Source organism: Vibrio sp. 10N.261.54.A5 (assembly GCF_041471145.1).
Lineage (GTDB): Bacteria > Pseudomonadota > Gammaproteobacteria > Enterobacterales > Vibrionaceae > Vibrio > Vibrio crassostreae_C.
This window is the reverse complement of sequence record NZ_JBFRNU010000008.1, coordinates 12189-30793: the sequence shown is the minus strand read 5'-3', so window position 1 is coordinate 30793 and position 18605 is coordinate 12189. Positions and strand designations below refer to the sequence as shown.

The 18605-nt window shown below is 43.6% G+C and carries 18 protein-coding genes; 14 read left to right on the top strand and 4 right to left on the bottom strand.

Going from position 1 to position 18605, the window contains the following annotated elements; all coding sequences use genetic code 11:
- Positions 1–40: 40 nt before the first annotated feature.
- Complete coding sequence (locus AB4329_RS02145; RefSeq protein ID WP_017060232.1) at positions 41–553, bottom strand: DUF2062 domain-containing protein; 513 nt, start codon at positions 551–553, stop codon at positions 41–43.
- Positions 554–570: 17 nt separating this feature from the next.
- On the opposite strand from AB4329_RS02145, the gene AB4329_RS02140 reads away from it, so the two are divergent.
- From AB4329_RS02140 to pyrF, 11 genes are all read left to right on the top strand, one after another.
- Positions 571–2901, top strand: coding sequence for a DNA internalization-related competence protein ComEC/Rec2 (locus tag AB4329_RS02140; protein ID WP_372137617.1), 2331 nt, complete (start codon positions 571–573; stop codon positions 2899–2901).
- A gap of 31 nt (positions 2902–2932) precedes the next feature.
- A complete protein-coding gene (msbA, locus tag AB4329_RS02135; RefSeq protein ID WP_102321278.1) occupies positions 2933–4681 on the top strand; it encodes a lipid A ABC transporter ATP-binding protein/permease MsbA in 1749 nt (582 codons plus the stop codon).
- A 13-nt stretch (positions 4682–4694) separates the two neighbouring features.
- Complete coding sequence (gene lpxK, locus AB4329_RS02130; protein WP_372137635.1) at positions 4695–5702, top strand: tetraacyldisaccharide 4'-kinase; 1008 nt, start codon at positions 4695–4697, stop codon at positions 5700–5702.
- Complete coding sequence (locus AB4329_RS02125; protein WP_004736429.1) at positions 5683–5862, top strand: Trm112 family protein; 180 nt, start codon at positions 5683–5685, stop codon at positions 5860–5862. The genes lpxK and AB4329_RS02125 overlap by 20 nt, the downstream gene beginning before the upstream one ends.
- Positions 5862–6608: a 3-deoxy-manno-octulosonate cytidylyltransferase gene (gene kdsB, locus AB4329_RS02120; protein ID WP_017086094.1), complete on the top strand. Its 747-nt coding sequence runs from the start codon at positions 5862–5864 to the stop codon at positions 6606–6608. The genes AB4329_RS02125 and kdsB overlap by 1 nt, the downstream gene beginning before the upstream one ends.
- A gap of 293 nt (positions 6609–6901) precedes the next feature.
- On the top strand, positions 6902–7582 hold the full coding sequence (gene cmk, locus AB4329_RS02115) for a (d)CMP kinase (protein ID WP_017060237.1): 681 nt from the start codon (positions 6902–6904) through the stop codon (positions 7580–7582).
- 106 nt (positions 7583–7688) lie between these two features.
- Positions 7689–9359: a 30S ribosomal protein S1 gene (gene rpsA / locus AB4329_RS02110; RefSeq protein ID WP_010439921.1), complete on the top strand. Its 1671-nt coding sequence runs from the start codon at positions 7689–7691 to the stop codon at positions 9357–9359.
- Positions 9360–9480: 121 nt separating this feature from the next.
- Positions 9481–9765: an integration host factor subunit beta gene (gene ihfB, locus AB4329_RS02105; RefSeq protein WP_017060238.1), complete on the top strand. Its 285-nt coding sequence runs from the start codon at positions 9481–9483 to the stop codon at positions 9763–9765.
- A 129-nt stretch (positions 9766–9894) separates the two neighbouring features.
- The gene (locus AB4329_RS02100) at positions 9895–10167 is read left to right on the top strand and encodes a LapA family protein (RefSeq protein ID WP_017066774.1); all 273 of its coding nucleotides are present in this window, start codon (positions 9895–9897) and stop codon (positions 10165–10167) included.
- 12 nt (positions 10168–10179) lie between these two features.
- Positions 10180–11355 carry a lipopolysaccharide assembly protein LapB gene (gene lapB, locus AB4329_RS02095; RefSeq protein WP_017060240.1) on the top strand — a complete coding sequence of 392 codons (1176 nt, stop codon included), beginning with the start codon at positions 10180–10182 and terminating at the stop codon, positions 11353–11355.
- 124 nt (positions 11356–11479) lie between these two features.
- On the top strand, positions 11480–12175 hold the full coding sequence (gene pyrF / locus AB4329_RS02090) for an orotidine-5'-phosphate decarboxylase (RefSeq protein WP_017078954.1): 696 nt from the start codon (positions 11480–11482) through the stop codon (positions 12173–12175).
- A gap of 104 nt (positions 12176–12279) precedes the next feature.
- Here the strand turns inward: pyrF and miaE are convergent, their stop codons facing one another.
- Entirely contained in the window at positions 12280–13035 is a 756-nt protein-coding gene (gene miaE / locus AB4329_RS02085) for a tRNA isopentenyl-2-thiomethyl-A-37 hydroxylase MiaE (RefSeq protein ID WP_050644556.1), read from the bottom strand.
- A 143-nt stretch (positions 13036–13178) separates the two neighbouring features.
- Positions 13179–13943, bottom strand: coding sequence for a hypothetical protein (locus AB4329_RS02080; protein WP_017060243.1), 765 nt, complete (start codon positions 13941–13943; stop codon positions 13179–13181).
- A 322-nt stretch (positions 13944–14265) separates the two neighbouring features.
- Between AB4329_RS02080 and cysB the strand changes: the two genes are divergently transcribed.
- Together cysB and AB4329_RS02070 are read left to right on the top strand one after the other, a co-directional pair.
- Entirely contained in the window at positions 14266–15240 is a 975-nt protein-coding gene (gene cysB / locus AB4329_RS02075; RefSeq protein WP_017060244.1) for an HTH-type transcriptional regulator CysB, read from the top strand.
- Positions 15241–15380: 140 nt separating this feature from the next.
- Entirely contained in the window at positions 15381–16583 is a 1203-nt protein-coding gene (locus AB4329_RS02070) for a methyltransferase (RefSeq protein WP_102393838.1), read from the top strand.
- A gap of 155 nt (positions 16584–16738) precedes the next feature.
- On the opposite strand, the gene ald is transcribed toward AB4329_RS02070, so the two are convergent.
- Positions 16739–17863, bottom strand: a complete 1125-nt coding sequence (ald, locus tag AB4329_RS02065; protein ID WP_017060246.1) for an alanine dehydrogenase — start codon at positions 17861–17863, stop codon at positions 16739–16741.
- A 156-nt stretch (positions 17864–18019) separates the two neighbouring features.
- On the opposite strand from ald, the gene lrp reads away from it, so the two are divergent.
- Positions 18020–18514, top strand: coding sequence for a leucine-responsive transcriptional regulator Lrp (lrp, locus tag AB4329_RS02060; protein ID WP_004734558.1), 495 nt, complete (start codon positions 18020–18022; stop codon positions 18512–18514).
- Positions 18515–18605: the final 91 nt, after the last annotated feature.

The following is an 18605-nucleotide window of genomic DNA, read 5'->3' as shown; positions in this document are numbered from 1 at the left end:
AAGCGCATACAAGGTTAGATTGAATAACAAGAAATGGCGTTCAGTGCCTTGCTTGTCGCTTCTTCCAACTTCTTACTACTGAGTAGCGCCATAAACCGCGAATACCAAAGTAGCCAATCATTGCTGAAACCACGCCACAAATCAGACAACCCAATAAGAACGGAGGCCCTATAGTGCTCATTTGCGCCAAGATGAAGTCCCAAGACAATTCGAAATGGAAGGCTTGCGGTGGCACATGCATAACAAACGCCCCGACTTTATAAGCAAAGTAGAAGAGAACAGGCATGGTAACCGGGTTACTGATCCAAACAAGTGCGACAGCTAAAGGCAGGTTAACGCCACATGCGACAGCAAGGCCTGCAGACATAATCATTTGACTTGGTAGAGGGACAAACGCCATGAATAACCCAACAGCAAACGCGCCAGCCGCAGAGCGACGATTAAGGCACCATAAGTTGGGGTTGTACAAAACATTGCCAAAAACTTTCAATGCTTTCTGACGCTTGATTAGATCATGGTCAGGCATAAATCGTTTGATAAACTTTCTTGGCATAGGAGGAAGCTACTCTCTTGTTTAACACTTGGTTCTTGATTTCATTTGCTGCGACAGTTGTGTCTGCCAGCTTCTGGCCTGTGATGCCACATTGGGTTTGGGCACCATTGATGCTGTTGTTACTGCTAGCACCAACAAAGTATAGCGTTTTCCGGAGTGCAAGAGGTCCAGTAACAGCATTGATACTAGTTATCTGCCTAGGGAATGCGATTGAAATACAAACGAGTCGCTTATTCCAATCAGGGCAGAATACTACCATAAATGCGTCGGTTGTTAGCCTTTTTAGTGAAAATAGCCACGGTTTTGAAAGCGTAATAGTAGTCAGATCAATTGGCGGCGAAAAATTAATCTTTCCTCAATTGATAAAATTGCGTTTGTTTACTCCTTTCAAGCTAACGCTTGGAGATGATGTCTATTTATCGGCCTCAATAAAGCCGATATGGGGCAAACTCAACGAAGCCGGCTTTGACCGAGAAAAGTACTTGTTTAGTGCTGGCGTGGTTGCCAATGCAACTTACAGAGCAGATACCAAGTACCGAATTCATTCTAGCACCAACTTACGCGCCCAATGGTTTGAAGCCAGCCTTGAAAGGTTAAGTCTGCTGGCAAATCAAGATCTCATTATCGCTTTGAGTTTTGGATATCGAGACCTTATTCCGCCTCAGCGGTGGGATATGCTTAAAAGCAGTGGCCTGATTCACTTGATGGCTATTTCGGGGCTGCATATTGGGATTGCCTTTGGTATCGGCTATCAGATTGGCAAGATATTAAGGTTACTTTCCCCTTCATTTCTTTGGTTACCTACAATATTCGGGCTCGGCTTGGCGTATTTCTATAGTTGGTTTGCTGGATTCACGCTGCCAACTTTGAGAGCTTTGGTGATGTGCGTTATCGCGAGTTATTTCTTGTGGCGTGGGCAAAATATCAGTTTGCTTCGGTATGTTACTTTAAGTGTGTGCGTGGTTCTGCTGATTTGGCCGTTTTCAGCTTTGTCGAGCAGTTTTTGGTTGTCCTTTGGTGCATTGGGCGCTGTTTTCTATATCGCCTGTAATACTCAGCGCTCAGCTTCAAGCTTTACATTTATCGACTACGCACTCCAACTTATTAAGCTTCAACTGATGCTGACATTCCTTATCGCGCCTTCCTCGATGTTGTTTTTCAAAGGAGTCAGTTTAGTCTCTGTTTTCTACAACTTGTTCCTTTTGCCTTGGGTATCGATGGTGACGATCCCGCTGTTGTTTCTGGCAATGTTTCTAAGCTTAATATCGGAGTCAGTGTCTGGCGTGGTTGGTATAACAGCGCTAGACAATGATTTGGTCAGTCAGCTGTGGAAGTTAGTCGACTTATCGCTTGAGCCTCTCGTATTTAGTCTTCCTTTCTCTGAGCGATTTTGGATCCAAGTCGATAATCAGACGATTGCATTATCAGTATTCCTTATCTTGTTTTTGAGCTTTGTTAGTCGGTATTTCAAGCGAACATTATCGATATTGGTAACTGCAGTGTTTGTGCTGTGGTGGGAGTTCAGCAAACCCCAGCAAGACAAACTAACTATTGATATCTTGGATGTTGGGCATGGGTTGTCTTTGGTCTTGGAAAAGAACAATCAGATTGTTGTTTATGATCTTGGCAATGCGTGGCCAGGAGGCTCGGTTGTTGAGTCTTTGTTGATTCCTACTTTGAATCAGCGGGGGATTTATGAATTAGAAGGCGTGATTGTGAGTCATTTCGATTCTGACCATGCTGGTGGTTATCCGGCATTACTTGAGAACTATACGCCAAAGTGGATAAGAACCAGTCAGAACATTATTCAAGAACGCCAATCTATCACTCAAGGCCCGTCTAATATTCAAACATGTACTATTGGAGAGGTTTGGAACTGGCAAGATGTTGTTTTTGAGGTGTTGTGGCCGCCTAAGCAAGTAAAGAGGGCGTATAACCCACATTCGTGTGTGGTCAAGATCTCAGATCATAGTGCTGATTTCTCAATGTTGCTCACTGGTGATATTGAACTGGTAAGTGAGTGGTTACTTGCTCGTGAAGGAGAACAGCTAAGGAGTGATGTTATGTTGGTTCCGCATCATGGCAGCGATTCGTCATCGATTAAGTCGTTTATTGAGGCGGTGTCTCCTCAGCTGGCGATAGCTTCTCTTGCCAAAGGCAACCAGTGGGGAATGCCGAGTGAGTTTGTTATTGAACGTTATCAGGAAGCGGGGAGTACTTGGCTAGATACTGGAGAAAGCGGACAAATAACCATCACTCTTAGCAAAGAAGGTTGGCAATATCATGCGATTAGAGAACAACAAGGCGGGCAGTGGTATAGGCAGATGCTCCGTAAGGGAGTAGAATAGATAGATTATTGTGAGAAAATTAAGCGATTCTATGTCAACACAAACAGATGAAACTACCTGGGTCACATTTAAAAGACTTTGGACTTATATTCGATTATATAAGGCCGGCCTAGGTGTTGCGGTAATTGCGCTTATTATAAATGCCGTTTCTGATACCTATATGATTTCCTTACTAAAGCCGTTACTTGATGAAGGCTTTGGTAATGCTGAATCTGACTTTTTACGTACACTTCCACTTATTATCTTTGCCATGATGTTCGTTCGTGGCGTCAGTGGCTTTGTTTCAACCTATTGCTTGAGTTGGGTCTCTGGCAATGTGGTGATGGAAATTCGTCGTAAGATTTTCAGCCATTTCATGCACATGCCTGTTTCTTTCTTCGATAAAGAACAGACAGGCGCATTGCTATCTCGAATTACTTACGATTCAGAGCAAGTGTCTGCAGCAACCAGTAAAGCGTTAGTCAGTATTGTCCGTGAAGGTGCAAGTATTATTGGCTTGTTGACGCTGATGTTCTGGAATAGTTGGCAGTTATCTTTGGTGTTATTTGCTGTAGCGCCTTTGGTTGCGTGGGCGATCAGTATCGTATCGAAGCGATTCAGAAAGATCTCTAAGAACATGCAAACTAGCATGGGTCACGTTGCTTCTTCAGCTGAACAAATGCTGAAAGGGCATAAAGTGGTTCTAACTTACGGTGGTCAAGATCTAGAAAAACACCGCTTTGATAAAGTTAGTAACCAAATGCGCCAACAAAGCATGAAGTTAATCACTGCTCAAGCGGCCGCTAACCCGATTATTCAAATGATCGCATCAGTTGCGATTGTTGTTGTTCTATTCCTTGCTAGTGTCGATTCTATTAAAGCCGAGCTTACTCCTGGTACGTTTACCGTTGTCTTCTCTGCAATGTTTGGTCTATTACGTCCGCTAAAGGCGTTAACTAACGTAACGTCTGAATTCCAACGTGGTATGGCTGCGAGTACGACTCTATTTGGCTTGATGGATCTAGATACCGAGCAAAACAAAGGAACGTTGAAACCTGAAACTGTAACGGGTGAAGTTGCAGTAAAAGATGTCACGTTTACTTATGACGGTGCAGAAAAACCAGCACTTGATAAGGTCAGCTTTAATATACCGAAAGGTAAAACGGTTGCGCTTGTTGGGCGATCGGGTTCGGGTAAGAGTACCATTGCCAACCTATTTACTCGTTTTTATGACGTAGACTCTGGTTCAATTGAGCTTGATGGCCACGACATTCGTGATTACGAATTGAGAAATCTGCGTGAGCACTTTGCGCTCGTTTCTCAAAATGTACATCTGTTTAACGATACGGTGGCTAACAACATCGCTTACGCAGCAGAAGAACAGTATTCACGTGAACAGATCGAATACGCGGCTAAGCTTGCTCATGCAAGTGAGTTTATCGATGGTATGGAAAATGGCATTGATACGGTTGTGGGCGAGAATGGCGCGAGTCTATCTGGTGGTCAAAGACAGCGTATTGCGATTGCACGAGCGCTATTGAGAGATGCACCGGTTTTGATTCTTGATGAGGCAACGTCTGCACTGGATACAGAGTCAGAGAGAGCTATTCAATCTGCACTAGAAGAACTGCAGAAAGACAAAACAGTATTAGTTATCGCACACAGACTCTCTACCATCGAGCAAGCTGATGAAATTCTAGTGGTTGATGATGGACATATTGTAGAAAGGGGCGCACATGCTGAGCTAATCGCGCATGATGGTGCTTATGCACAATTACACCGAATTCAGTTCAGCGGATAAATTAGGTCTTGTTGTGATCGAAAAGATTTGGTTTAACAATCACCCGTTGAAATATCTTCTCTGGCCGCTTTTGTGGCCACTGAGTCTGCTGTTCAAAATGATCAGTAGTCGGCGTCGTGACGCTTATCTCTCAGGAAATAAAGAGACCTACCGCCCGCCTTTACCTGTTATTGTTGTGGGCAATATTACTGCTGGTGGAAATGGTAAAACACCGGTTGTGATTTGGTTAGTTGAGATGCTTCAGGCTCACGGCTTTAAACCCGGAGTCGTATCTCGTGGCTACGGTGCAAAAGCACCAAGCTATCCGTTGGTGTTGGATGAAAATACCCCAGCTGAGCATTCGGGTGATGAACCTCGCTTGATTCGTAAGCGAACTGGTGCGCCAGTCGCAGTCGACCCTGTGCGAGCTAACGCAGTGAAAGCATTGCTGAGCAAAGGCGTTGATGTGATTATCACTGACGATGGCCTTCAGCATTACGCGCTTGAACGCGACATTGAATTTGCAGTTATCGACGGCGCAAGACGCTTTGGTAGCGAATGCCTAATTCCTTTAGGCCCGTTAAGAGAGCCTGTATCTCGTTTAGTTGAAGTCGACTTTTTGGTTAACAATGGCGGTAAAGCGCATGGGCGAGAGTTCTCGATGTCTTTGCTTCCAAGCCAAGCGGTTAACCTAAAGACTGGTCAGAAAAGGTCTGTGGCAGAATTACAGAAGCTGGTTGCTTTTGCCGGTATTGGCCACCCACCGCGCTTTTTTAAAACATTGGAAGATCTTGATGGTGATGTGGTATTCACACAGGGTTTCGCCGATCATCAAGATTTTGATAAAGATGAACTTCATGCCTTAGCTAAGAAAGGTATGAATCTGATTATGACAGAAAAAGACGCTGTAAAATGCGAAGAATATGCTCAAGATAACTGGTGGTATCTTCCAGTTTCTGCGCAGTTCGATGAAGATTCGCAACAGCAAATTTTAAAAAGAATAAAAGAGGTTATGGAATACTATGGATCACCGTCTACTTGAGATCGTTGCTTGCCCTGTATGTAAAGGTAAACTAACTTTTGACAAGGATAAGCAAGAGCTTGTTTGTAAAATTGATCGCCTTGCTTACCCAATTAAAGAGGGTATTCCTGTTCTTTTAGAACCTGAAGCTCGCACCGTTTCTATGGATGAGGGTAAGTAATGTCTTATACGGTTGTTATACCTGCAAGATACCAATCGAGCCGTTTACCAGGGAAGCCACTTGCTGACATTGGTGGAAAGCCGATGATTCAATGGGTATACGAACAGTCAATGAAAGCGGGTGCCGATAACGTTATTATCGCTACCGACGACGCTCGAGTTGAAAAAGCGGCTAAAGCATTTGGCGCGACCGTTTGTATGACATCACCGAATCATGAGTCAGGTACTGAACGCCTAGCTGAAGTGATTGAAGTTATGAAGATTCCTGATGATCATATTATCGTGAATGTTCAAGGTGATGAGCCACTTATCCCACCAGCGATCATTAATCAGGTTGCTAACAATCTTGCGAACAGTACAGCTCCGATGGCAACACTCGGTGTGGAAATCACTCATGCTGATGAAGTGTTTAACCCTAATGCCGTTAAAGTTGTAACCGATAAAGACGGTTACGCCTTGTATTTCAGTCGAGCAACCATTCCTTGGGATCGCGATGCTTACGCGAACAACGGTACTGCAGCTGAATCTCCACTGCTTCGTCACATTGGCATCTACGCTTACCGAGCGGGTTTTATCAATACCTACATTAATTGGGAACCTAGTACTCTTGAGCGTATTGAGTGCCTAGAGCAATTACGAGTGCTTTGGTATGGTGAAAAAATCCATGTAGACGTTGCGGTTGAAGCGCCAGCTGCTGGTGTTGATACGCCTGAAGATCTAGAAGCGGTTCGAGCTATTATTGGCTAATGTTTCTTTGAGCTACTTCTTCTTTGCTCTACAAAATGCAAATTCATGAGCCTTGCTTGTTGCGAGGCTTTTTTCTATCTATCGAAAAGTGCGCTATCGAAAAGCGCGTGCGTGTCTTATTGACCTAAGCAAACGGATATTGGGCTGGTTGCATTGGTTTATGCATCATCAACTCGGAATTATCTGAGATTTACCTCGCTCGACTTCCAATTTTTCTCTATAATATGCCGCCTATAAAGTAGTGGCGAATCGCTAGTACAGAATAAAACTTACGACAAAACGTGGAGTAAAAGATGCCTTCTCAAAGCCCAGTGATTACGGTTGATGGACCAAGTGGTGCAGGTAAAGGTACCCTGTGTATGTTGCTAGCAGATAAGCTAGGCTTTCATCTTCTAGACTCAGGCGCGATCTATCGCGTATTGGCTTTAGCGGCAATTCACCATGGTGTGGATACCGAATCAGAGGATGCTTTAGTACCGCTTGCTACACACTTAGACGTGCAGTTTATTGCTGAAGGCGACTTAGTTAAGGTTATCCTAGAAGGTGAAGATGTGTCTGGTGAACTTCGTAAAGAAGAGACTGGCATGGCGGCTTCAAAAGTTGCTGCTTTACCTCGCGTTCGCGAAGCACTGCTTCGTCGTCAACGTGCATTCAGCGCTGCGCCTGGTTTGGTTGCAGATGGCCGTGACATGGGAACGGTTGTGTTTCCTGAAGCTGAAGCGAAAATATTTTTAGATGCAAGTGCTGAAGAGCGTGCGAGTCGCCGCCTTAAACAGTTGCAACAGAAGGGGTTAGATGTTAAATTTGACGACCTTTTGAGCGAGATCCAAGAGCGAGACGACCGAGATCGTAATCGCCCAGTGGCGCCACTTCGCCCTGCAGAGGATGCTCTAGTGCTTGATTCCACCTCAATGAATATTGAGCAGGTAGTAGAAAAAGCACTACACTATATTGAATCGAAACTGGCTGGGTAATTTCGCCGAGCTAGTACGAACGTTGGTCGCAAGGATGATGACCGGCGAATTTATCAACCCCATGCGGTAGGATACCCATGGACGTTTAATTATTGAAGATTAAATAATGACTGAATCTTTTGCTCAACTCTTTGAAGAGTTTCTATCTGAAACTGAATTCCAACAAGGCAGCATCGTTAAAGGTACTGTAGTAGCTATCGAGAACGGTTTCGTTCTTGTAGACGCTGGTCTTAAGTCTGAATCTGCTATCCCTGCTGAACAATTCAAGAACGCTGCTGGCGAACTTGAAGTTGAAGTTGGTGCTGAAGTAGACGTAGCTCTAGACGCTGTTGAAGATGGTTTCGGTGAAACTCAACTTTCTCGTGAGAAAGCTAAGCGTCACGAAGCTTGGATCGTACTTGAGAAAGCTTGCGAAGAAGCTGAAACTGTTGTTGGTATCATCAACGGTAAAGTTAAAGGCGGTTTCACTGTTGAACTTAACGGTATCCGTGCTTTCCTTCCTGGTTCTCTAGTAGACGTACGTCCTATCCGTGACACTGCTCACCTAGAAAACAAAGAGCTAGAGTTCAAAGTAATCAAGCTAGACCAGAAGCGTAACAACGTTGTTGTTTCTCGTCGTGCTGTTATCGAATCTGAAAACAGTGTTGAGCGTGACGAACTTCTTGAAACTCTACAAGAAGGTACTGAAGTTAAAGGTATCGTTAAGAACCTTACTGACTACGGTGCATTCGTTGACCTTGGCGGTGTTGACGGTCTTCTACATATCACAGATATGGCTTGGAAGCGCGTTAAGCACCCATCAGAGATCGTTAACGTTGGTGACGAAATCCTAGTTAAAGTTCTTAAGTTCGATCGTGAGCGCACTCGTGTTTCACTAGGTCTTAAGCAACTAGGCGAAGATCCATGGGTAGCAATCGCTAAGCGTTACCCAGAAGGTCACAAGCTTTCTGGTCGTGTTACAAACCTAACTGACTACGGCTGCTTCGTTGAAATCGAAGAAGGCGTTGAAGGTCTAGTACACGTTTCTGAAATGGATTGGACTAACAAGAACATCCACCCTTCTAAAGTTGTTAATGTTGGCGACGAAGTTGAGGTTATGGTTCTTGATATCGACGAAGAACGTCGTCGTATCTCTCTAGGTCTGAAACAGTGTAAAGCTAACCCATGGCAGTCATTTGCAGAAATGCAAGCTAAGGGCGACAAAGTTACTGGTAAGATCAAGTCTATCACTGACTTTGGTATCTTCATCGGTCTAGAAGGCGGTATCGACGGTCTTGTACACCTATCTGACATTTCTTGGAACGCTGCCGGCGAAGAAGCTGTACGTGAATACAAGAAAGGCGACGAAATCTCTGCTGTTGTTCTAGCAGTAGATGCAGAGCGTGAGCGTATTTCTCTTGGCGTTAAGCAAATGGAAAACGACCCGTTCAACGCATACGTTGCTGACAACAAGAAAGGTGTTCTTGTAAACGGTACTGTTACTGCAGTTGACGCGAAAGGCGCTACTATCGAGCTAATCGAAGGCGTTGAAGGTTACATCCGCGCTTCTGAAGTTTCTCGCGACCGTATCGAAGATGCATCTCTAATCCTAAGCGTTGGCGACAGCGTTGAAGCGAAGTTCACTGGTGTAGACCGTAAGAACCGCGTAATCAACCTATCTATCAAAGCTAAAGATGAAGCTGATGAGCAAGAAGCAATGGCTTCACTGAACAAGTCTGAAGAAGGCGCGTTCGGTAACGCAATGGCAGACGCATTCAAAGCTGCTAAAGGCGAATAATAGCTTCTCATTAAGAGAATTATAGCTATCTAGCCAAGAAAGGAGCCGTAAGGCTCCTTTTTTTTTGCTTATTTTTCCGATAGGTCTATAATTTCTAAAAAGAAAACCAACGAGGGTAACTATGACTAAGTCTGAATTGATTGAGAGACTGTGCGCTGAGCAAACGCATCTTTCTGCAAAAGAAATTGAAGACGCTGTAAAAGACATTTTAGAGCATATGGCTTCAACACTAGAAAGTGGTGATCGAATCGAAATTCGCGGTTTTGGCAGCTTTTCTCTGCATTATCGTGAGCCTCGTGTTGGACGTAACCCAAAGACTGGTGACAAGGTTGAGTTAGAAGGTAAATACGTTCCTCACTTCAAACCAGGTAAAGAGCTGCGTGAACGAGTAAACTCAGGAATGTAGCCTACTTATCGGAATTAAGAAAAGCGGCATACTATAATGTATGCCGCTTTTTTATGACCATAATATGGTGGTCTGATTAGTAATTTTCCTGCATAATCGTACAGCTAACCAACCAATGAGTGATGAACTATGAAAATTATAAAAATAGTCGCCGTTATCGCACTTTTCCTAATTGCACTGGCTTTAGGCTCTCAAAACCAAACAACTGTGAATTTCAACTATCTGCTAGCGCAAGGTGACTTCCACCTATCAAGTTTATTAGGTGTTGTATTCGTTTCAGGCTTCGCCCTTGCTTGGTTAGTCTTTGGTAATATGCACATGCGGTCTCAGCTAAAAATTCATCGCTTGAAGAAGCAACTCAATAAGCAATCAAAGCAGGTCGCTGCTGATACTAAAGCTTAAAGGCTATATTTGATGTTAGAGTTACTGTTCTTACTTTTGCCCATCGCAGCCGCTTATGGCTGGTATATGGGTAATCGTAATGCTCAGCAAGAAAAACAAAAGCAATCACACCAGATCTCCCGTCAATACGTGACGGGTTTGAACCTATTACTGTCAGACCAATCTGACAAAGCGGTTGATCACTTCATTGAGCTGCTTCAAGTAGACAATGAAACCATCGATACTCACTTGGCTTTGGGCAACTTGTTCCGCTCAAGAGGCGAAGTCGACCGCGCTATTCGTATTCACCAAAATCTCATCTCTCGTTCGGGGCTTACCCTCGATCAGAAAAATCTCGCACTGCAACAATTAGCTAAAGACTACATGGTCTCTGGCTTCCTTGATCGCGCTGAAAAAATCTTTGAACAACTTGTAGAAGAACCTGACCATAAAGAGGGCGCTTTACAGCAGTTGGTGGCTATTTATCAGCAGACCCGTGAGTGGAACAAGGCTATCCATTACGGAAATATCTTAGTTAAGCTCGGCAAGAAAAAAATGAAGATGCGTGCCACAGTCGCGCATTTCTGGTGTGAGCTTGCAATGCAAGAACAAGCCGATGGTAATCGTTCTAAAGCGCTTCAGCATTTTAAGAAGGCGCTTTCTGAAGACCCTAAATGTGTTCGCGCAAGTATCGCACTAGGGAAGTTCCACTTAGCGAACGAAGATTACCAAAAGACAATTGATTGTCTTGAATCGGTACTTGAACAAGATATCGATTTTATCAGTGAGGTGTTGCCAACCCTTGCTGAGTGTTACCACAAGCTTGGACAAGAAGCTCAATTGGTCGAGTTCCTCAAAGCGTGTATTCAGAAGAAAGCCGGTGTATCTGCCGAACTGATGCTGGCGCAATTGGTTGCTCACCATGAAGATGTAGGCTCTGCTCAAGAGTTACTGACAAAGCAGCTTGTTAAAAATCCAACCATGAAAGGTTTTTATCGATTAATCGATTACCACCTAGCGGAAGCAGAAGAAGGCCGAGCAAAAGACAGCTTAACCACACTTCAATCTATGGTTGGTGAACAGCTTAAGGTTAAGCCTCATTACCGTTGTCGTCAGTGTGGTTTCTCGACACACTCTTTGTATTGGCACTGCCCTTCATGTAAAGGGTGGGGGACGATCAAGCCTATTCGTGGACTTGATGGTGAATAGATTTGTGGTCACTTTAAGACCAAATTATTAATTGCAGCTTTCGGGCTGCATTTTTATGACTGTTATTTATCACCTGCTTAGGTGATTAGAAATTTTTAGAAAGTTAACTGCGTTAGGAGATGAAATGAACGACCAAAAAATCATTGTAGCCTTGGATTATGATAATCAAGCGGATGCGTTAGCCTTTGTCGATCGAATTGACCCAGCATCTTGCCGCCTAAAAGTGGGCAAAGAGATGTTTACCCTGTTTGGCCCTGAATTTGTTCGTGAATTACATAAGCGTGGTTTCTCAGTATTTTTAGACCTTAAATTCCACGACATCCCGAACACATGTTCAAAAGCAGTCCGTGCTGCCGCTGAACTGGGTGTTTGGATGGTGAACGTACACGCAAGTGGCGGTGAGCGTATGATGACGGCTTCTCGCGAAATCTTAGAACCTTATGGCAAAGATCGTCCACTGTTAATCGGTGTAACGGTACTCACCAGTATGGAGCAATCTGACTTAGCGGGTATCGGTCTGGATCTTGAACCACAACAACAAGTGATGCGCTTGGCTTCTCTAACGAAAAACTCTGGCTTAGACGGTGTTGTATGTTCTGCACAAGAGGCTTCTTTGCTTAAAGGTGCACTTGGTCAAGAGTTCAAGCTAGTTACTCCAGGTATTCGTCCTGTCGGCGCAGATGTGGGTGACCAGAAGCGCATCATGACGCCTTCTAAAGCGATTGAATCAGGTTCAGACTACCTTGTTATTGGTCGTCCGATTACGCAAGCGATAGACCCTGCTGCTGTACTTGCAGAGATCAACGGTACGCTTGCTTAAGTCTATATTTGGATTGAGATATAAATAAAGAAGGCCAGCAAATTGCTGGCCTTAATTTTTTAGTCTGGATTAGTCTAAACTGGACTGAATGTTCTGTGTGGAGCTTAAACCGGAGCGCCACTATGGAATTTGAAGTCGTTGTCATCTGAAGTGATAAGATCAGCTTCTACTTGAGCAAAATGCGCAATACGCTCTGAAATATCTTTCCCTGCGATCTGCTCTGCTAGCTCAAGGTAGTCTTGGTAGTGGCGAGCTTCTGAGCGAAGTAGAGACACGTAAAACTTCTCCATGTCTTCTTCCAAGAAAGGAGCCAATTTAGCGAAGCGCTCACAAGAGCGAGCTTCAATAAACGCACCGATGATAAGCTTATCAACCAGAGCATCAGGCTCGTAAGTCTTAACTTGTTTGATCAAGCCCTTAGCATAACGACCCGCCTCGATTGGCTGGTAAGTCACGCCTTTCTTCTCCATCAACTCCATGACTTGGTAGAAGTGATGCAGCTCTTCTTTGATCAGTAAAACCATCTTATCGATTAGGTCAGCACCGTAATTACAGCCTTCTTTCGCTGTGATTTGCTTGGATACGTTGCTTTTACCACGCAGAGACTCTAAGTCTCCGATACGACGGTAAGCAAATTGCTCGTATGGCAAAATCCATTCATTCAGTTGCTTCGCGCTTTCTTTATCGACGGCGTACTTGCGAATAAGGAATAAAGCACTCTGTGCCGCCTTAAGTTCACACAGCATGTGATCGCGTAGAATGATGTGAAGATTTTCTGGCTTTTTGGCTTCATCTATCCATGAATCTGGCGTTTCGGCTTTAAGAAAAGAGTGGATTGGAGCGAGTAATTCTTGATACATGGTCAGGGAAAGTTTGTTGATAATGCGGGGATTTTATCACAGCTCAAGAGATCTCCCTATACAGAGAAAGGAAATTCAACAGCTACAAAAAAGGCCGCCTATTTAATGTAAATAAGGCGGCCTTTAAGTGTTGAGTTAGACTGTTACCATTTCTTCTTCTGACCGAAGAGGGCATCCATATCGTCTTCTCGTTCTTTAGATTCCATCTGCTGCAAATCTTGAGCGTTTTTGTCTTGGCGTTTCTGGTCAAGCTCGTTAAGCATCTGTTGAAGCTTTTCTTTGGCTTGATTAGAGTACGAGTCGTTCTTAGTCGCCAAAGCATCAATACCTTTGCGTAATAGCTGAATCGCTGTTCCCGGTTGTCCGCGAGAAATCGAATCGTTTGCACGTTTGATAACATTTTCAATGTTAATACGGATTTGAATTGTTTCTAGGCGAGCATTTTCAACCACATAAGCTTGAGTCTCGAAACGGCCTTTATTGTGCTCGTTGCGCACCGTATCACGCAGGCGTTTAACTAACTTAAGCATCATGATCGCTTGCTTGTCACTACTTGGTACGCGGAAAGCGGTACTCTCGCCACCTTTGTAGTTCTCTTTTAGCTGAGTGATTTGTTGTTTTACGCTTTCAATGCGTTGGGCAAGCTGCTTATTTTTTGGATCGAGTTGATACATGTTTTCTAATGCATCAAGAATTCGATTGTTTAAGCATACAAGAAGATCTTGGCTAAACGGCATGTGATGAGCGTTGCCAATCAGCTCTTCTGTACCGTCAATAATGGTTAGATAACGAGAAGCTTCCTGTTTCTTCGCTGTTTCTACCTTAACTTTATATTGAAGCATGATGTTGTAGCCTAAAACTAACACCAAAAGAACGGCTACTAAGACGATTATTAAACCAATATTCATATATTTGAGTCTGCTTATTATTTTCTATAGCTAACTGGAGAGGATACACGATTCCATTGTGTATCGGCACTCGTAAATTGCAATTTCTGATTATCTCTTGTTGAGCGAAATCGGCAATCAAAACTTACCAACTAATGTATGAGAATGAGGGTTGGGTTGCAAAGCGTTAGTGATATTTTTGTTTGTTAAGCTAGAAAAACTCAATTTTTCTGTCATTTTTGTGTTCGAAGCGTTATAACTATTAATTATATTACACGCGACTATAACGCTCTCTTTGCAAATAAGTTAGCACAGAAATGAGTAAAGGATTACGAGGTTAGATATGAAGTTACAGCAACTGAAGTACATTGTTGAGGTTGTAAACCATAACCTAAATGTTTCAGCTACAGCAGAGAGTTTGTACACATCTCAGCCTGGCATTAGTAAGCAAGTTAGATTACTTGAAGACGAACTAGGTATTCAGATTTTTGAGCGTAGCGGCAAGCATCTAACGCAGGTTACCCAAGCGGGTGAGGATATCATTCGTATCTCTCAAGAGATTTTGGCACGCGTTGAAAGTATTAAAGCGGTAGCGGGTGAGCACACTCATCCAGAGATGGGTACATTGAATATTTCAACGACTCATACTCAAGCTCGTTATGCACTGCCTGATGTGATTAAAGGTTTCACGGCGCGTTACCCTAAAGTATCGCTTCACATGCACCAAGGTACGCCAAGCCAAATGTCAGAAGCCGTCGCTAAAGGTACAGCGAATTTTGCGATTGCAACGGAAGCGCTACACCTTTACCAAGATGCGATTATGCTGCCTTGTTACCACTGGAATCGTTCGATCGTCGTGACCAAAGATCATCCCCTGGCACAGAAGCGTAATATCACGATCGAAGATCTTGCGGCTTACTCTCTCGTGACTTATGTATTTGGTTTCACTGGCCGTTCTGAGCTTGATACCGCGTTTAACAAAGTAGGTTTAACACCGCGTGTTGTGTTTACTGCGACCGATGCAGACGTAATCAAAACCTACGTTCGTATGGGCATTGGTGTTGGTGTAATTGCAAGTATGGCTATTGACCACGAGCAAGATACTGATTTGGTTGCGATTGATGCGAGCCATCTATTTGGTGCGAGCACAACCAGCATTGGTTTTAGAAAAGGCACCTTCTTGCGTTCTTACATGTTTGATTTCATGGAGCGTTTTGCACCGCACTTAACTCGCCCTGTGGTTGAGCAAGCTATTTCTTTGAAATCGAACGAAGAGATCGAAGAGATGTTTAAAGATATCGAACTGCCAGTTCGTTAATCTCATCGTGTAAATTTTGATTCTTATTCGGCCTGTATTTGCAGGCCGTTTTTCTTTTGGGCTTTTAGTTTTCGTTTTCTTTATCGGGCCTTTCCATTTCGACCTCTTACCCCTACAATCCACGCATCATAGGGGGAAGCATGCATTCACGATTTAAAATACTCGATTCATTTTTGCTAGAGCACCAGATTTACTGGCGTTCAGAGCCTTTTCACCTATGCCAAACTCAACAGCAGCCGTGGAAAGAGGTCAATCGTCCACTCGTTGATTGGTTAGAAAGCTTAGATAATGAAAGCATTCAAACCTTAAAAGAGCAGCCTCAGCTTTTGATTGAGGAACTGACTCGTTTCCTACCTGAATTAGAAACTGCTACCCAAAACATCCAGTTCGATAACACTGCTTTGGTTGGTTTAGACCTCCCACGTGGTACTGCTGATGGTATTCCTGGCCGAAAGCTACATCAAATTGTCGCAATGGGCGAGGCTGCATTATGCCATCACCATGGCAAAGAGTGGCTCGAGTGGTGTTCTGGTAAAGGCTTTCTTGGTCGAATCCTATCTCAGCAATCGGATCAAAAAGTCACTAGCTTTGAATGGCAGCAATCGTTATGCGAAAGCGGACAAAAGATTGCGGATGACCAGAAGTTAGCGATGGATTTTGTTCAAGGAGATGCGTTTTCAGACAAGGCCGATGACGTGTTTAATTCGTACCAACATGCCGTGGCCCTTCATGCTTGTGGTGATCTTCATGTTGAGCTAGTTAAAAAGTCAGTGTCACATGGGCTACCAGCGGTCACTATTTCTCCTTGTTGTTATCATCTTATTCGAGACGAAAACTATCAAGCGATGTCTTCTATCGCGAAAAGCTCAGCATTAACGTTAAGTAAGAGCGACTTGAGAATCCCGCTTCAAGAAACCGTTACTGGTGGTGAAAGAGTAAAAAGACATCGTCAACTAGAGATGAGCTATCGTCTAGGCTTCAGCCAGTTGCTTAAGGCTGAACTTAACATTGACGAATACATTCCTGTACCGAGCATCAAAAAATCAGAGTTAGCTGAGGGTTTTGAATCTTTCTGCCGTTGGGCATCTGAAGTGAAAGAGCTATCGCTGGGCTCAGATATTGATTTTGACTCTTATTTGATTCAAGGCGAAGCGCTTTTCTGGGAAATGGAAAAGCTGAGTTTGGTTCAACAAGTCTTTAGACGACCATTAGAGATATGGCTGGCTTTAGATCGCGCTATCTATCTGCAAGAGCAAGGTTATGAAGCTACGATTGAAGAGTTCTGTGAACGCAGTATTACGCCAAGAAATCTATTGATTCATGGGGTTAAAATCGAGCGCTAGTGGTAAACCGTACTGTTACGTGTTTTTACGAACTAAATCCATTAATGCAAAAAAGCCAGCGCGACATAATGTCGTACTGGCTTTTTGTTTAATGTGTATGAGTTAACTGAACGCTTCAACGAGAAGATTATTGCGTTCAGTTAGTCATTACATCATTAGTTAAACATTGCGATTGCTTCTGCTGGGTCTACGTATTCAAGGTCAAAGCTTTCTGCAACTTCTTTACAAGTTACTTTACCGTGAATAACGTTTAGACCTTCTAGGAAGCCTTCATCAGATAGAAGTGCTTCGCGGTAGCCTTTGTTCGCTAGCTTAACAATGTAAGGAAGTGTTGCATTGTTTAGTGCGTAAGTTGAAGTACGAGCAACAGCGCCAGGCATGTTTGCAACACAGTAGTGAACTACGTCATCAACAATGTAAGTTGGGTCTGCGTGAGTGGTTGCGTGAGAAGTCTCGAAACAACCGCCTTGGTCGATTGCAACATCAACAACTGCTGAACCTGGCTTCATCTTAGCGATGTGCTCTTTTGTAACCAATTTTGGAGCTGCTGCGCCAGGAATTAGTACTGCACCAATTACTAGGTCTGCTTCTAGAACATGCTTCTCAATGGCGTCTTCAGTAGAATAAACCACTTTTGCGCGACCTTGGAATTCTTCATCAAGTCGACGCAGTGTATCTACGTTACGGTCAAGAATTGTAACATCAGCGCGAAGGCCTACAGCCATACGTGCTGCGTTAGCACCTACAACACCGCCACCAACAACAACAACTTTTGCTGGTTCAACACCTGGAACGCCACCAAGAAGAAGACCACAACCACCGTTAGATTTCTCTAATGTTTGTGCACCTGCTTGAATAGACATACGACCAGCTACTTCAGACATTGGTGCTAATAGTGGCAAGCGACCCATATTATCTGTTACAGTCTCATAGGCTACGCAGACAGCTTTGCTCTTGATAAGCTCTTCAGTTTGTGGAAAATCTGGTGCAAGGTGTAAATAGGTAAATAATATTTGCCCTTCGCGAAGCATAGCTCGCTCGACAGCTTGAGGTTCTTTAACCTTTACAATCATCTCTGCTTTCGCGAAAACGTCAGCAGCAGTAGGAAGAATGGATGCGCCTACAGCGATGTAATCATCGTCTGAAAAACCGATACCAGTACCGGCATTGGTTTCTACAAAAACTTGGTGGCCGTGTGAGATTAGTTCTCTCACGCTAGCTGGGGTCATACCAACGCGGTATTCGTGGTTCTTGATTTCCTTAGGTACGCCAATGATCATCCTGACTCCTCATTTTATTTTGGTTGTTTTATCTATGTGTAGGGTAATTCTGTCGAATTAATATCTAGTATAGATAGGTTTAGATAAAATTTGATACTGAATATTAAAAAGTTGTAGTATATTTTTTTGCAAGGAAGTAATAAGGTGGAATAAAAAATGGCAGACAATTATAAGAAGCCGTCCAAGGAACTAGATCGTATTGACCGCAACATTCTTAATGAGTTGCAAAAAGACGGTCGTATCTCAAACGTTGAACTCTCAAAACGAGTAGGACTTTCTCCAACTCCATGTCTTGAACGTGTTCGTCGTTTAGAACGTCAAGGTTACATTACTGGGTACACAGCGTTGCTGAACCCACAGTACCTTGATGCTTCACTTTTAGTGTTTGTTGAAATTACGTTGAACCGTGGTGCGCCAGATGTGTTCGAACAATTCAACACCGCTGTGCAGAAACTGGATGACATCCAAGAGTGTCATTTAGTGTCGGGTGATTTTGACTATCTTCTAAAAACACGTGTATCTGATATGGGTGCTTACCGTAAGCTACTGGGTGATACGTTACTTCGTCTACCGGGCGTAAACGACACTCGAACTTACGTAGTAATGGAAGAAGTGAAACAAACCAATCAACTTGTGATTAAAACTCGTTAGTCACAATTGGTGAAATGAAAGAAAGCGGACATTTGTTCCGCTTTCTTGCTTTCTGGAATTGGGTTTTTCTGTTTGATATGGTTAAATCAAC

What these genes read in the sequence shown, in the direction of transcription:
- AB4329_RS02145 (WP_017060232.1), bottom strand. Translation starts at nt 553, where the DNA reads ATGCCAAGAAAGTTTATCAAACGATTTATGCCTGACCATGATCTAATC.
- msbA (WP_102321278.1), top strand. Translation starts at nt 2,933, where the DNA reads ATGTCAACACAAACAGATGAAACTACCTGGGTCACATTTAAAAGACTT.
- AB4329_RS02125 (WP_004736429.1), top strand. Translation starts at nt 5,683, where the DNA reads ATGGATCACCGTCTACTTGAGATCGTTGCTTGCCCTGTATGTAAAGGT.
- kdsB (WP_017086094.1), top strand. Translation starts at nt 5,862, where the DNA reads ATGTCTTATACGGTTGTTATACCTGCAAGATACCAATCGAGCCGTTTA.
- cmk (WP_017060237.1), top strand. Translation starts at nt 6,902, where the DNA reads ATGCCTTCTCAAAGCCCAGTGATTACGGTTGATGGACCAAGTGGTGCA.
- rpsA (WP_010439921.1), top strand. Translation starts at nt 7,689, where the DNA reads ATGACTGAATCTTTTGCTCAACTCTTTGAAGAGTTTCTATCTGAAACT.
- ihfB (WP_017060238.1), top strand. Translation starts at nt 9,481, where the DNA reads ATGACTAAGTCTGAATTGATTGAGAGACTGTGCGCTGAGCAAACGCAT.
- AB4329_RS02100 (WP_017066774.1), top strand. Translation starts at nt 9,895, where the DNA reads ATGAAAATTATAAAAATAGTCGCCGTTATCGCACTTTTCCTAATTGCA.
- lapB (WP_017060240.1), top strand. Translation starts at nt 10,180, where the DNA reads ATGTTAGAGTTACTGTTCTTACTTTTGCCCATCGCAGCCGCTTATGGC.
- pyrF (WP_017078954.1), top strand. Translation starts at nt 11,480, where the DNA reads ATGAACGACCAAAAAATCATTGTAGCCTTGGATTATGATAATCAAGCG.
- miaE (WP_050644556.1), bottom strand. Translation starts at nt 13,035, where the DNA reads ATGTATCAAGAATTACTCGCTCCAATCCACTCTTTTCTTAAAGCCGAA.
- AB4329_RS02080 (WP_017060243.1), bottom strand. Translation starts at nt 13,943, where the DNA reads ATGAATATTGGTTTAATAATCGTCTTAGTAGCCGTTCTTTTGGTGTTA.
- cysB (WP_017060244.1), top strand. Translation starts at nt 14,266, where the DNA reads ATGAAGTTACAGCAACTGAAGTACATTGTTGAGGTTGTAAACCATAAC.
- AB4329_RS02070 (WP_102393838.1), top strand. Translation starts at nt 15,381, where the DNA reads ATGCATTCACGATTTAAAATACTCGATTCATTTTTGCTAGAGCACCAG.
- ald (WP_017060246.1), bottom strand. Translation starts at nt 17,863, where the DNA reads ATGATCATTGGCGTACCTAAGGAAATCAAGAACCACGAATACCGCGTT.
- lrp (WP_004734558.1), top strand. Translation starts at nt 18,020, where the DNA reads ATGGCAGACAATTATAAGAAGCCGTCCAAGGAACTAGATCGTATTGAC.